The following is a 14,678-nucleotide window of genomic DNA, read 5'->3' on the forward strand; positions in this document are numbered from 1 at the left end:
GGTATATAGTTTAATAGATGCAGCGTTATAAGGATTGCATAAGTGACATCCCCCTGCTTATGGCCGTTGCATCAAGACCTTACCATCACGAAGCAACCCGTGAATCGCTTGCATGCATAACGGTCAGTGATAGATTATTGTTCTTATCCCTCGAAAATTAATGAGAACAATACCATTCTTGAATTGAGCTTGTCGATGGTGTTGGAGAATTTCAGGTTGGCATCACGGGAATGCGTATTCATCAACCCGTTGCTGAATTTGATCTCCGGTGAAAGGATGAATACCGGGAAATAGAAGCTGAAACCGATGCCGGCTTCCACACCAAAATCATATTTGGAAAGTTTTACAAGGCCCTCTGCCCGGCGGGCAGTAGAGTTGGAAGCGAGGTCATATTCAAACTTGGCGCCTCCAAACATATATACCCGGAAATTGCCAATCCTGTCCGACCTGAACTTGAGGTGCACGGGAAGACCCACGAGGATGGACTCCACCCTTTTGGTCATCACCTTCGCTTCTTCTTTGGACAGGTCAGGATTTTTGAGTGTATAAGTGAGGTTCTTATAAGAGAACAGTAATTGCGGGAAGATGGCTCTTACCTCAAAACGGGGAGAAAGGCGATAGGTATGCATGCCTGCCAGCCCGAAACCGCCCGCACCCTGTGATTCGATGGACTGTATACTGTCTTGTTGGAGAAAAAGGGGATGATGGCTTACGCTAAAACGGGAGGTATTGTAAATAAGACCAATACCCAAAAAGTACTTCTTATCGTCGTGATTGGGAAGATTCAATTCTACCTGCTGTGCCCAGCTACGTGAGCAGGCTACCAATAAAGTAAGCACGAATGCCAATCGTATCATTTGGCCCTTTTGCTGCCGCAATAAATTGTACATATTCCTAAACTCAGCCTTTTTAGTGAGGTATCCGAAAACCCAACTTGTTGTAAAATATGTAGAAATGTTTCGCCTTCGGGAAATGCTTTAACAGAGTTATTTAAATATTGATACGCGTCTTTATTGTTTGTCAGCCAACGGCCCGCTTGCGGGGCCACCACCTTCATATACAGGTTATAAAGTCCTTTGAACCAGATCTTCCGGGGCTTTGAGAACTCCAGTATCACCATTTTTCCGCCCGGTTTAAGTACCCGGAACATCTCACTCAATCCTTTCTCCAGGTGCTGGAAATTTCTTACCCCAAAACCAGCCGTAATCGCATCAAACGAATTGTCGGGGAAGTTTATTGCCTCGCTATCGCCCTGCTGCAATTCTATATGATTATTTAACAAGAGCTTGGCAATCTTTTGCCGGCCCAGCTGGAGCATCCCTTCTGAAATATCTATGCCAATTATTTGGTTGGGCTGCAGGTATTTCCAGGTGGTAATGGCCAGGTCGGCCGTACCGGTGGCCACATCCAGTACCCGTTGTGGCTTCAGTTCGCGTAACTCTTTGATTGCCCGCTTGCGCCAGTAAATATCGATACCGCCGGACAGTACGCGGTTCATGAAATCGTACCGGAAGGCAATCTGGTCAAACATACTGGCCACCTGCTCTTTCTTGCTCTGTTCTGATCCCTGAAAGGGAACGATCGTATCGTGTGAATGCCTGGACATGGAGCGCAAAGTTAGGGTAAAGCGGCTGGTTTCCAGTAATCTGGGTTTTCGAGCAGCCTAATCGGTATATTTATAAGATAAATAATACACCGGCTTGCTCCAACGCTCTACAATACAATTACTTCGCTTCCATTTTTCTTTCTTTTTGCTGCCGGTATTCCTGTTTGCCCTGGGGCAGGTGCCTGAGGTTCAATGGACGCATGCCTTGCTAATCTTTTTTATCCTGCACCTGCTGGTTTACCCCTCCAGTAATGGCTACAATTCTTACATGGATCGCGACGAAGGGAGCATCGGAGGCATCGAAAAACCCATGAAGCCAACCCGGCAGCTGTTCCGGGTAAGTGTGGGTATGGATATGGCCGCTGTGCTGTTGAGCCTGTTGGTAAGCTACCTCTTTGCCGTATGCATTGTGGCTTATATCCTCGCTTCGCGTGCTTATAGCTACCGGGGCATCCGGCTGAAGCGATACCCGCTCGTCGGTTATCTCACAGTGATCGTTTTCCAGGGAGCGGTTACTTTTTTCATGACCTACCACGGTTGTAGCGCGAACAAAAGTCTGGATGTGCCGTTAACGGGTATGATAGCCGCCAGCTTGCTGATCGGCGGATTCTATCCGCTCACGCAGATCTACCAGCATGAGGCCGACAGGAAGGATGGGGTACGCACCATCAGCGCTGCATTGGGATACCGGGGCACTTTTATTTTTACCGCTCTTGTGTACAGTGTCGCTATGGGTTTGCTGGCTCAATTGTTCTTTAGTAAAGGAGAAGTTGTAAAATTTGTTGTTTTGGCAACTTGTATGCTTCCCATTCTCGTATATTTTTTCAAATGGGCCGCTGGTGTCTGGAAAGATGAAAACGTAGCCGATTTTACCCATACCATGCGCATGAATATGCTGGCATCGGTTTGCACCAATATTGCTTTCCTTAGTTTATTAATCTGGAATCTATTTGAGTAAGATCATTTCTATTGGCACAGCAGTCCCGGCGTTCAAACACCGCCAGCAGGATATTATGCAGTTCATGCAAGCGGTGTATGCACCTGCTGAGGCTGATAAGCGTAAGATCCGGTTCCTGTATCACCTCAGTGATATCGACACCCGCTACTCTGTAATTCCCGATTATAGCCGCACTGCCGCCGAGTGGAAGTTTTATCCCGCTACTGAAAACCTGGAGCCGTTTCCTTCGCTCGAGCAAAGGATGACCTGGTACCACCAGTATGCCGCTCCTTTGTCGCTACAGGCTATTCGCGACTGTATCGACGGGAAAATAAAGCAGGAGTCTATTACCCACCTGATCTCTGTAAGCTGCACAGGTATGAGTGCACCGGGCCTCGATCTGCAGTTGGTGGAATTGCTGGAGCTGCCCAAAAATACCTGGCGTAGTTCGGTCAACTTCATGGGCTGTTACGCAGCCGTTCATGCCTTGAAAATAGCCGATGCACTTTGCAGGGCCGATCGTCAGGCCAAAGTATTGATCGTATGTACCGAATTGTGCACGCTGCACTTTCAGCGTGATGCTTCGGTTGATAATATTGCTTCCAGCTTACTGTTTGGTGATGGCAGTGCCGCCGCTTTAGTGACGCACGATGATGATGCGCATAAAGGTTTGCAGCTCGATAGTTTTTATGGCGAGATCATTCCGGGCGGCAAAAAGGATATGTCCTGGGAGCTGTCTTCTTCCGGTTTCCTGATGACGTTGAGCAGTTATGTACCCGAACTGGTAGAGAAGGATTTTGGCGCATTGACCGGCAGGGCCCTGCAGCAGGCAGGCATTACGCAGGAGCAGGTAACACGTTGGTGTGTGCATCCCGGCGGTAAGAAGATCCTGGAAGCGGTAACTGAAAGCTTACAACTGGACAAAACTGCACTAAGCGCCTGTGCAGATGTGTTGAGAAATTATGGCAATATGTCTTCCCCCACCATATTGTTTGCATTAAAGAAGATAATGCACAGTATTACCACTACACAAAAAGAATCAAAAGAAAAGGTGTTTGCAGCGGCCTTTGGGCCGGGCTTAACCATGGAAACATTTGTAGCGTCGATGTAAACATGAATTTTCACACGCGTTCATACCAGCAGGAATTACTGGACAGGGATGATATTCCGTTTGCCGATATCAAACGGAATATGCAGGAACTTGATTTTATCAATACCTGGCTGGGTGGTCATGCCATTACGTTGGAGGGATTCCGCCGCTTGTCGCGCAACCAACTGAGTATTTCAGTATGTGAGATTGGCTGCGGCGGTGGCGATAACCTGGCGGCGATTGCCCGGTGGTGCGAAAAGCATAAGATCTTTGCTTCTTTCACCGGCATCGATAAGAACCCCGACTGCATTGCTGTAGCTATGGAAAGAAACTTACCCAACAGTACCTGGATAGCGTCCGATTATAAAGATGTTGTATTTGATCGCAAGCCAGACATTATCTTTTCTTCTTTATTCTGCCATCATTTCCCGGAACGGGAATTAATACCGCAAATGAGATGGATGTACAAGCATGCGCATCGTGGTTTTTTTATCAATGACCTCCACCGGCATCCCATGGCCTACTATTCCATCCAGTGGTTGACGCGCTTATTTTCCAAAAGCTACCTCGTCAAGAACGATGCTCCTTTATCAGTTGCCAGAGGATTTGTTAAAAAAGATTGGCAACTTCTTTTTGATAGCGCAGGAATCACTACCTTTTCCGTTCAATGGAAATGGGCGTTCAGATGGTTGGTGGTTGTAGATAGTTCACACTAAAATAATGACACTTCATTAATATTGCTGGTTGAGTCTCGATCCCAAATACGATATTGCCATCATTGGTGGTGGGCTGGCGGGACTTGCACTGTCTATTCAATGTGTGCGTGCGGGCTACCGCACCGTTGTTTTTGAACGGGAAAAATATCCTTTTCATAAAGTATGCGGTGAATACATCAGTCTGGAAAGCTGGAACTTCCTGGAAGAGCTGGGCGTTCCGCTGAGCGATATGCAACTGCCTGTCATCAACAGGTTGCAGGTAAGTGCGCCCAACGGTAAGTTCATTGAAAGTCCGCTGCCCCTGGGTGGATTTGGTATCAGCCGGTACACGCTCGACCAACTATTGGCTGATATTGCACGTAAAGAAGGAGTGGTGCTCATGGAAGAAACGAAGGTGGTGAATGTGGTGTACCGCAACAACGCTTTTGTGGTCTTTTCTTCCCGGGGTGAGACGGAGGTGACTATTGCTGCAGGTACTTATGGCAAGCGAAGTAATCTTGATGCCAAGTGGAAAAGAGCCTTCACCCAGTTGAAGCCCAACAAGCTGAATCATTTTGTAGGCGTTAAGTATCATATCGAGACTGTTTTTCCGGAAGATCTGATCGCATTGCATAATTTTGATAACGGCTATTGCGGCATATCACGGATCGAGAACAATAAGTACTGTCTCTGTTACCTTACCACTGCCAGGAATCTGCGTAAAAGCCACAACGATATCCAGGCGATGGAGAAAAATATCCTTCAAAAAAATCCTTTCCTGGAAAATATCTTTTCCAATGCCCGGTTTCTCTATGCTGAACCACTTACAATTTCCCGTATATCCTTTAATCGGAAAAACCAGGTTGAGAATCACGTGCTGATGATCGGTGATGCGGCTGGTATGATCACGCCGCTGTGTGGCAATGGAATGAGCATGGCCTTGCATGGCAGCAAGCTGGCTTTTGAAGAGATCGATCAGTTTATGAATGGCCATATTACGCGGTACGAAATGGAACTTCAGTATACCCAGCAATGGGAGAAGCATTTTGGCCGGCGATTGCAGGTTGGCCGTTTGATACAGCACTTTTTTGGCAGCGCTTCTCTATCCAATTTTCTGATAACCGCCGTAAAACCTTTTCCGAAGTTCATTACCTTTTTAATAGGTCAAACCCACGGTAAACCTTTTTAGTTACATGTTCAGGAATTTGCTTTTTATAACGGGGTTATTGTTGGCCCACGCTGTCGTTGTTGCGCAGAATTATCATGCTGTGAACGGTTCTTCCTATGCAGGCAGTTTGGGGGTGGGCAACAATCCTGCTTCTATTGTCAATACACCCTTTGCCTGGGACATCGATATCTTTTCGGTGCAGGCAAAGCCGGCTACCAACACCGTAACAGTTCATAATTATTCTTTTCTTTCCTCACCGGCAAAGTCCGAGTATAAATTCGATGGAGGCTATTACAGTCGTTTTGCCCAGGCCAATGCGAATGTAAACCTGCTCAATACGCGCATTGCGTTAGGGCGTCGTGCGGCCATCGCAGCCGGTATCAACATCCGGAATTATACCAGCCTTACTTCCAGTCCCTACAATTTTATGGATACGATGAAAAGTGCCCGGTCTTTTTTCCTGATGAATAATGGTAACACAGATTATAGTGTTGACATGACCACCAGTGGTTGGATCGAATTATTCGGTACTTACGCACAAACCATCTGGGACAATGATCAAAACCGGTTGAATGCGGGCGCCACGGTACGGGTATCGCGGGGCTTGTCAGGCGCGCATGCAAAACTATCGAGCGGAAAAGTGGAAAGCGTTATCGAGAATGGGCAGGTGTCTTATATACTGAAAGACGCCGCTGCCCGGTACGGCTATTCGGCCAACTTCGATAACTGGAAGAAGGCGAAGGGGGCAGGTCAGAACGTGCGTGACTTTATTAGCAATGCTGAAGGTGGCGCCTCTTTCGATCTGGGCGTGGAATTCCTGGTAAAAGAATATGTGCATGCTGATTTCAATGATAATGAAGATCGCTATTATGATTATAAATGGAAGATAGGCTTATCATTAATGGATGTGGGATTCAATCAATACAAGCATAGTCTCAACAGTCGCCGGGCAAGTGGCTTCCGGGGTGATGTGCGTGATATTGATCTCGATACGAAGTTTAAAAACCTGGACGGCGTCAGGGGATTCAATGATAGCCTTGCCACAATTGTAGACAATATGGCTACGCTTACCGGCAACTTCAACGTCATCAACCCTGCCCGGTTGATCATCAATGTCGACCGGTATTTATTTGATGCTTTTTACGTCAATGCCGATATTTCCATCAATCTTTCCCCGCTGGCGGGCGACGAGCGGCTATATGTACGCGAAACCAACATGATTGCGGTAACGCCCCGCTGGGAAACCCGGCGCCTGGGTTTTTACATGCCCATACTGTACAATACAGAACAACAGTTAAGGATAGGCGGTGCTGTGAAACTGGGTCCCGTGTTGTTTGGTATCCACAACTGGGCCACGCTGTTTGCCAAAGACCGCATGCAGAATGGCGGCGGCTATCTGGCGTTCATCGTCCGGGCAGGCAGGAATAGCCAGGCCAAAAGAGACAGGAAGCTGGATTGCCCTCCATTGTAAGCCTCTCCTGTTTAACGGCACATTTGTATATATGCAGATTTTTTGCATCTTGCAGCCAAGTATAACCCCTTATGCCCTTTAAGCGCTTAATCACATTTGTACTCACGCTGCTGACCTTACATGTCTATGGTCAGAAAAAAAATGAAAATTATTATTTATTCGACTCGACCTGGAAGGGTACCACGGTGGTAGCTGAAGCGACGTATTTTGCCCGCATAAGACCAGTTACTGATTCCACCGATCAGTGGGAAATTTATAATTTACATGGCCCTTTGATAAGGATAGAGACCAATAAAAAAGGTGAAGAAGGTGATGCGCATGGCTGGTACGCCTGGTACAATGAAAGAGGTTTTATTGATTCGCTGGGGCCTTTTACCAATGGCATCAGGGATGGTGTTTGGCATTATTATAATGTTAAGGGTAAGATCACGCACATGAAAAAGTATTTAAGAGGTCTGCTCATAGTTGAAGAAGATTATACAAAGGACTCGTTAAGTGAAGACGAGCCGTTGGAAGACGGGGAGGAAGACTCTAAGTTCAAAGGTGGCAAGAACGGTTGGCGATGGTATTTGGATAAAAATTTTAAGTACCCTAAAGAGGCGATGGACCGGGGAATTATAGGAGATGTGCGGATAAGATTCACAGTAGATGTAGACGGAACAGTGACTGATCCCTGGATAATAAAATCAGTAGAATTATCGCTGGATGATGAAAGCATGCGCCTTATCCAAAAGTCCCCTAAGTGGGTGCCTGGTACGCAGGACGGAAAGAAAATAAAGACCTATAAAGTACAGCCTATTTTCTTTTTAATTGATTAAATATCTTTACTAATAACTCCCTATGCCCTTTAAACGCTTTACCGCATTTGTACTCACTATGCTTGTCTTACAGGTGTATGGTCAAAAAGACAGTGAAAGTTATTATTTATTCGATTCGGCCTGGAAAGGCACAACGGTGGTGGCCGAGGCCAAATACTTTGCCCGGGTGAAGCCTGCTGGCGATTCTGCCGATCAGTGGGATGTCTATCGTTTGCACGGTCCTTTGATTCGGATAGAGACCAATAAAAATGATGGCACAGCGCACGGCCCCAGCTCCTGGTATGATGCAAAAGGCTACATCGATTCGCTGGGTCATTACACCAATGGTATCAGAAATGGTGATTGGTACTACTATGATGATACCGGCAGTGTCACGATCCTGAAGCGGTATGTAGGCGGACAACTCGTATTTGAAAAGGACTATACCAAGCTGCCGCCTCGTAAAGATGAACCATTAAAGGAAGGGGAGGCCGAATCTATGTTCAAAGGAGGCATTCCCGGCTGGCAACGGTATTTGAACAAAAACCTCCGGTATCCTAAAGAAGCAGTTGACCGGGAAATTCAAGGTGTTGTGCGGGTTAGATTCATAGTAGATATGGACGGCACAGTGTATGATCCCTGGATAGAAAAATCAGTTGAATTATCATTGGATGATGAAAGCATGCGCCTGATCATCGTTTCCCCAAAATGGCAGCCCGGCATGCAAGCGGGCAAGAAAGTAAAGACCTACAAAATTCAGCCCTTTTTCTATCGTCTTCAATAAACTGCAGCGTTAATAAGTGGCTGGTTTGTTGTCTGCTGTGCGATTGTGGAAAACCGGGAATTACTGCATCTTGTCTGCAAATCCTTAAAACCTGCAATCCATATGATACGTGCTCTTTTAATAATAATAAGCCTGCTGGCAGTGGCCGGCAACCTGCATAGCCAGGACCGCCTGAAGGACTATACTTTCAAACAAAGTGACACCGGCTGGCGTGTATACTTCTATGTTCGTTCAGGGCCGCTTGCCAAAATGGAATCTTATAAGGATAAGAAGAAAACAATTGCCCATGGCCGCTTTGCATGGTATGATGAATATGGCATTGTTGATTCATCTGGCCTGTACATCGATGGACAGCGGGATGGGTTGTGGCTGTATTACAATGACAAATTCCGGGTAGTTCACAAAAAAGAGTATGCAGCCGGTGTGCTGACAAGAGAAAAGGCGTATCCGGAAGAATCTCAACTTAAAAAAGATTCCAGCTCGAATCCAGTTAAGCCTGAAGAAAGGTATGTGGAGTCGGAGTTTGAAGGAGGGGCAAACGGCTGGCAATATTACCTTACCCGCAACCTGCGTTATCCCATCGATGCCATCAAGGCAGGCATGCAGGGAACAGTAAGGATCGCTTTTGCTGTTGACAAACAAGGTGAGATTAGTGATCCCTGGGTTTTTAAATCGGTCTGCTATTCTATAGATGAAGAGGCATTACGACTGATCGTTAAATCGCCACGCTGGGAGCCTGCCACTAAAGGTGGCGAGCGCGTAAAAAGCTATAAAGTACAGGCGATCAGCTTCCGCACACGCTAACACTATTCCTACTTTCAATATTATTTGAAAATTCAGAAATCGGGTGTATTTTTATACCTGAAACAGTAGTACCATGAAATTGAGCGATGCAAAACTGAAGTTTATAGATTCCTGGGGTTCCTTTGGAACGCATTGGGGCATCAATCGCACCATGGCCCAGATACATGCCCTGCTGTTGATCAGCCCCGACCCGATGAGCCAGGATGACATTATGGAGCAACTGAGCGTAAGCCGGGGGAACGTGAACATGAACATCAGGGAACTGATCGATTGGGGACTGGTAGAGCGGACCAGTATTCCCGGTGAACGCAAGGAGTTCTTTATTGCCGAAAAAGACATCTGGAAAGTAGCCACCACCATCATTAAAGAGCGCAAGCGCCGCGAGCTCGATCCTATGCTGAAGCTAATGGATCAGTTGGCTGCTGTGGAAGGAGATAAGAAGGACAAAGAAGTAAAACAGTTTATAGAAACGATGAATGGCATCAAACGTTTCGGCAATCAGGCTGATAAGATGCTGGATGTGTTGGTGAAGGCTGAGGAAAGTTGGTTTGTAGGAACGTTGATGAAATTTTTCAAATAGCGACAATTATGCTGGCATTCAAACGCGTCGATTGCGTCGTTCAGGGGATCACCATTTTAGCAGGCCTGGTTATGGCCCTGACGGCACCGGATATGCTTAGTGAAGGTTTCATGGGAGCCTATTTTTTAGTGGGTGGATGGCAGCTGCTGAGCGTAATTGTTCATTTTTTTTACAAAGCGCCTTACGAAACGAAGATGCGCAAGATATACCTTGTTGCACTGTTGCTGGTGATCGTTGTACTGCTGTTGTGTTTACCCAGCGATGCCATTATTTCGGGGCTTTTCGCACTGTTGGTAGTAAGCCCTTTCATGGCTGTCTTCTACCTGGCAGCTTGTATTAAGGAAACCAACAAATTGTCGCTGATGCTGCAACCAGCCAGGGGCGAAGAAGCAGGTGTATAATAAAGGATAAACGAATAACCGGGCAACCGGTTTTTTTAAGCTATATTCTTTCAGTTATTTCTGAAATTATGAAAAACAAGAAAATAGTCATTGCGGGCGGCACCGGCTTTATTGGCCAGGCAATGGCGCGGTATTTCGGAAAAGACAACCATGTGGTGATCCTGAGCCGTCAATCGGTGCATACGCAAAATAATAATTACGGCTCTCACCTGGTCAATGCGTCAGACGGTTATAACATCACTTACTGGCGCTGGGATGGCAAGCATGTAGAGCGCCACTGGCTGAAGGACATCGAGGATGCTGACATCGTGATCAACCTGGCGGGTAAATCGGTAAACTGCCGGTATAATGAACGAAACAAAAAGGAAGTGCTCGATAGCCGCGTGGATGCTACCCGCACCATTGGTGAAGCCATAAGCCAGGTTAGTAAGAAGCCTGCATTGTGGATCAATGCCTCTTCGGCTACTATTTACCGCCATGCTATGGATAGGCCGCAGGAAGAAGAAAATGGGGAGATCAGTGACCTGAAGAATGATAACATGCCCTATTCGTTCCTGGATAGACTGCGTTTCCGCTGTAAAAAGTGGAGGGCAGGATTATTGTATGGTAAACAGTCGGAGCAATACCTTTCATTGGATAAAGACTTTTCGGTAGGTATTTGTAAGCAATGGGAACAGGCTTTCTTTGAGGCTTCCACAACGGGTGTGCGTAAGGTAGCCTTGCGGGCCGCTGTTACGCTGGGCGCCGGCGGTGTTATGGTGCCCTATTTCAACCTGCTCAAAGCAGGGTTGGGCGGCTACCAGGGTAGTGGTCAACAGATGTACAGTTGGATCCATGAAGATGACCTGTGCCGCATTGTAGAATGGTGTTATGATCATCCGGAAGCGGAAGGCGTGTTTAATTGTTCCGCTCCCAATCCGGTTACCAATAGTGATTTTATGCGCACCTTGCGCAAGATCACGGGGCACAAAGTTGGTTTGCCTGCCTTTACCTGGATGCTGGAACTGGGCGCGCGGGTCATTAAAACGGAATCGGAACTGGTATTGAAAAGTCGTTGGGTAATGCCCGGCAGGTTGTTAAAAAGTGGCTTCCGGTTCAGGTATGTGCTGGCAGAAGATGCGTTGCAAGACATTGTTAAAAACACGCCACGCCGCAAATACCACCTGTTCTAAACCGCAAACCAAACAACCGCTTTATTCGTTATTATATAAACCGTTCAGCATGGGCACAGCTAAAAAGACAGTCGTATTGGGAGCGTCCGATAATCCGGCACGCTATAGTTACCTGGCTATTAATAAGCTACGGTCCTTCGGTCACCCTGTTGCTGCTATCGGTCTCAAAAAGACAAAAGTGGCCGATGTGCCGGTAGACACAGAGCGCCTGCCGATCAACGATGTAGATACAGTTACTTTATACCTGAGTGCTAAAAATCAGCAGCAGTACTACGATTATATCCTCTCCCTGCATCCTAAACGCATCATCTTCAATCCCGGCGCTGAGAACGATGAACTGGCTACGCTGGCCCAGGAAAAAGGCATACAGCCCATGGAGGCTTGTACGCTGGTGTTGTTGAGCACAGGACAGTATTAACTTAATGTTTATTCAGTCTTTAAACTTTTTGTGGGATTGGCCAGGGCAGCTTTGATGGCCTGGAAGCTAACAGTGAGCAAGGTGATCAACAATGCTCCGGCGCCGGCTGCTGCAAATATCCACCAGGAAATAGCTGTTCTGTACTGATAGCTTTGTAACCAGTCGTGCATGAAATAATATGCTATTGGCATGGCAATGAGTAATGCAATCACCACCAGCACTATAAATTCTTTCGATAGCAACCGCCATACATTCAATACGGAAGCGCCCAATACTTTACGGATGCCGATCTCTTTGGTACGCTGCTCGGCCATAAAAGAGGCCATGCCAAACAAACCGAGGCAACTAATGAAAATGGCCAGCAGGGCAAAGAACCCGGCCAGCTTGCCGATGCGTTCTTCATCACCAAACTTCTTGTTATAGTCTGTATCTACAAAGCTGTACCCAAAAGGCTGTTCTGGATTGTGTTGCTTGAAGATGGGTTCAATCTTACTGAGGGCATCGCTGGCGCTTACTGAAGGGTTGAGCTTAAGTATTACAAAGCTCTGTGCCCAGGGAACCAGCCGGAATACGGTTGGACGTACCTGCTCATAGGGCGATTGCATGATGAGGTCCTTCACCACGCCTACTACTTTAAAAGACTCACCAAAACGTATGATCGATTCTCCGATCGGTTCCTTGAAACCCATGAACTTGACGGCTGCTTCATTCAATATAAATGCTGTTGAATCGGAAGCGAAATCTTTTGAAAAATCCCGGCCTGCAGCTACTTCCCAGCCAATGGTCTTGCCATAGTCGTAAGCAATATTCACAACAGGAAAGTCAATGGATAAATTGGGGTCTTTCCCTTTCCATTCGAAACCACTGCTGGTAGACCATGTTTCTGTTACCGGGTTGTCGGTTTCAGTCATAGATAGTACTGTGCCTGTTTGCTTTAATGCTGCGGCTACCGCGTCAAAATGATCATGGATCTTGCTGGTCACCATATGCACGGCTATCAATCCGTTGGTCTCATAACCGATAGGCCGGTTCTTGGCAAATTGTATCTGCCGGAATACGATGATGGTGCCAATGATCATAACGACGGAAGTAGTGAATTGCAGTACTACCAGCGTTTTGCGTGGCATGGCCGACCACTTGCCAGCCTTGAACACACCTTTTAATATTTTGACAGGCTTGAAAGAAGAAAAGTAAAAGGCAGGATAGCTGCCGGCGAGGAGGCCGGTAATGACGCTGAACACCAGGCCCAACCCCCAGAATAAAGGATTGCTCCAGGGAATAACGATCTTCTTGCCAGCCACTTCATTAAAGAAGGGTAGTAGCGCCATTACAAATACCAGCGAGAGTATAAAAGAAATAACCACTACCAGGATAGATTCGCTGAAGAACTGACCGATCAATTGTATACGCAGGGACCCAATAGCCTTACGGATGCCTACTTCTTTGGCACGCTTTTCAGAACGGGCGGTGCTCAGGTTCATGAAGTTGATGCAGGCCAGCAGCAATACGAATGCGCCAATGATGCCAAACAGCCATACATACTTTATCCGTCCTCCGGTATTCAATCCGTCTTTAAACTCGGAATTCAAATGCCATTTGTTCATCGGGTGGAGGAAGAGCGCTGGCTTCTTCTTGGCCAGTTGTGCATTTACGTTCTTCAGCTTTTCATCTTTGATCTTACCAGATACATAGTCGAGGTTGGCGTTTTCTGCCAGCTGTACATACAATTGAAAAGCATTAGGCCTCCACGGATCTTGTATCGTGCTTATCCAATTGGTATTATTGAAATACAGGTCCCAGGGCCCCATAAACTGTAAAGCCGCAAAGGTGGAGTTGTCAGGAAGGTCTTCATACACACCAGCTACTTTTGCCTGAATGTCGTTATCGATTTTGATGTGCTGGTCTATTGGGTCTTTATCACCAAAAAAGGCGATGGCTGCCGATTGCGACAGGATGATGGAAGAAGGATCTTTCAAAGCATCCTTTGACCCTTTGAGCATTTTAAGGTTCAGCAGTTCTGTGATGCCCGGTTCAAAGTAGCTGCCAGGCTGCTTTAATTTCTTGTCGCCAACGGTAAGCAGGTGATCGCCACCGCCGCCACCCAGTATCACCTTTGTAAAGTCGCTGCCATAGTTCTTGCGCAGCTCGTTGGCCAGCGGATAAGGAACTACCGGCACGGTTTGCACTTCTCCGTTGTTGGTAACGTGCTGCATCACCTGCGCTATACGGTCATACTGTTTGTGGTATTTGTCGAAGCTCAGTTCATCCCATATCCAAAGACCTATGACCATGCTCACGCCGATACCAACGGCCAGACCACCTATGTTGATGATCGATGAGAACTTGTTCTTGATGATGTTGCGCCAGGCCGTTTTAAAGTAGTTGGTGAACATGGGCTATGTTTTACAGTTTTTGGTAATGGTAAAAAGGGGCCGGATTAAAGAGTAAGGCGTACAGTAACTGGTTTTAGGTAACCAGTATGGTGCCATGTTCTTACCCCTTAAAGATCAGTTTATTGTACTTGATAAGATGCATAAAACTGTCCGGTTTCAATACACCCGCTGTTCACTGGCGGGCAGGCGACAAAGCCGCGCGGGGCGCGGCTGCGCACAAAAATTAACAGGCTGATAAAATATCCTTTTTGCTCTGCCGTTTATAATACGACCCCCTACTTACATAGTCCCTAAGTTTTTTGATCGTACCCTTCTATCCAATACCTGATCGTTAAATAACAACTGTATGAAAAACCTGTACA

At 46.8% G+C, this 14,678-nt stretch carries 15 protein-coding genes; 12 read left to right on the forward strand and 3 right to left on the reverse strand.

Translation table 11 applies throughout. The features are described from left to right. Positions 1-143 precede the first annotated feature (143 nt). Both porT and ubiE read right to left on the reverse strand, forming a co-directional pair. Positions 144-857, reverse strand: coding sequence for a type IX secretion/gliding motility protein PorT/SprT (porT, locus tag AC5JBY_RS08875; RefSeq protein ID WP_495904216.1), 714 nt, complete (start codon positions 855-857; stop codon positions 144-146). After that, complete coding sequence (gene ubiE / locus AC5JBY_RS08880; RefSeq protein ID WP_495904217.1) at positions 854-1,606, reverse strand: bifunctional demethylmenaquinone methyltransferase/2-methoxy-6-polyprenyl-1,4-benzoquinol methylase UbiE; 753 nt, start codon at positions 1,604-1,606, stop codon at positions 854-856. The genes porT and ubiE overlap by 4 nt, the downstream gene beginning before the upstream one ends. 94 nt (positions 1,607-1,700) lie before the next feature. On the opposite strand from ubiE, the gene AC5JBY_RS08885 reads away from it, so the two are divergent. From AC5JBY_RS08885 to AC5JBY_RS08940, 12 genes are all read left to right on the forward strand, one after another. Next, positions 1,701-2,564: a UbiA family prenyltransferase gene (locus AC5JBY_RS08885; protein ID WP_495904218.1), complete on the forward strand. Its 864-nt coding sequence runs from the start codon at positions 1,701-1,703 to the stop codon at positions 2,562-2,564. Further along, positions 2,557-3,654: a type III polyketide synthase gene (locus AC5JBY_RS08890; protein ID WP_495904219.1), complete on the forward strand. Its 1,098-nt coding sequence runs from the start codon at positions 2,557-2,559 to the stop codon at positions 3,652-3,654. The genes AC5JBY_RS08885 and AC5JBY_RS08890 overlap by 8 nt, the downstream gene beginning before the upstream one ends. A 2-nt stretch (positions 3,655-3,656) precedes the next feature. Then, complete coding sequence (locus AC5JBY_RS08895; RefSeq protein ID WP_495904220.1) at positions 3,657-4,349, forward strand: methyltransferase domain-containing protein; 693 nt, start codon at positions 3,657-3,659, stop codon at positions 4,347-4,349. A gap of 28 nt (positions 4,350-4,377) precedes the next feature. Next, complete coding sequence (locus tag AC5JBY_RS08900) at positions 4,378-5,517, forward strand: NAD(P)/FAD-dependent oxidoreductase (RefSeq protein WP_495904221.1); 1,140 nt, start codon at positions 4,378-4,380, stop codon at positions 5,515-5,517. A 4-nt stretch (positions 5,518-5,521) separates the two neighbouring features. Beyond that, the gene (locus tag AC5JBY_RS08905) at positions 5,522-6,967 is read left to right on the forward strand and encodes a hypothetical protein (RefSeq protein ID WP_495904222.1); all 1,446 of its coding nucleotides are present in this window, start codon (positions 5,522-5,524) and stop codon (positions 6,965-6,967) included. 71 nt (positions 6,968-7,038) lie between these two features. Then, positions 7,039-7,785, forward strand: coding sequence for a TonB family protein (locus tag AC5JBY_RS08910; protein WP_495904223.1), 747 nt, complete (start codon positions 7,039-7,041; stop codon positions 7,783-7,785). A 22-nt stretch (positions 7,786-7,807) separates the two neighbouring features. After that, complete coding sequence (locus tag AC5JBY_RS08915) at positions 7,808-8,548, forward strand: energy transducer TonB (protein ID WP_495904224.1); 741 nt, start codon at positions 7,808-7,810, stop codon at positions 8,546-8,548. A 102-nt stretch (positions 8,549-8,650) separates the two neighbouring features. Beyond that, entirely contained in the window at positions 8,651-9,352 is a 702-nt protein-coding gene (locus AC5JBY_RS08920) for an energy transducer TonB (RefSeq protein WP_495904225.1), read from the forward strand. A 73-nt stretch (positions 9,353-9,425) separates the two neighbouring features. Beyond that, entirely contained in the window at positions 9,426-9,932 is a 507-nt protein-coding gene (locus tag AC5JBY_RS08925; protein ID WP_495904226.1) for a GbsR/MarR family transcriptional regulator, read from the forward strand. A gap of 8 nt (positions 9,933-9,940) precedes the next feature. Continuing rightward, entirely contained in the window at positions 9,941-10,333 is a 393-nt protein-coding gene (locus tag AC5JBY_RS08930) for a hypothetical protein (RefSeq protein ID WP_495904227.1), read from the forward strand. A 68-nt stretch (positions 10,334-10,401) separates the two neighbouring features. Then, a complete protein-coding gene (locus AC5JBY_RS08935; protein WP_495904228.1) occupies positions 10,402-11,505 on the forward strand; it encodes an epimerase in 1,104 nt (367 codons plus the stop codon). Between the two features lie 49 nt (positions 11,506-11,554). Next, complete coding sequence (locus tag AC5JBY_RS08940; RefSeq protein WP_495904229.1) at positions 11,555-11,923, forward strand: CoA-binding protein; 369 nt, start codon at positions 11,555-11,557, stop codon at positions 11,921-11,923. An 8-nt stretch (positions 11,924-11,931) separates the two neighbouring features. Here AC5JBY_RS08940 and AC5JBY_RS08945 read toward each other — a convergent pair whose 3' ends face one another. Then, positions 11,932-14,316: an ABC transporter permease gene (locus AC5JBY_RS08945; protein ID WP_495904230.1), complete on the reverse strand. Its 2,385-nt coding sequence runs from the start codon at positions 14,314-14,316 to the stop codon at positions 11,932-11,934. Between the last annotated feature and the right edge of the window lie 362 nt (positions 14,317-14,678).

It is taken from the genome of Paraflavitalea sp., assembly GCF_059502485.1.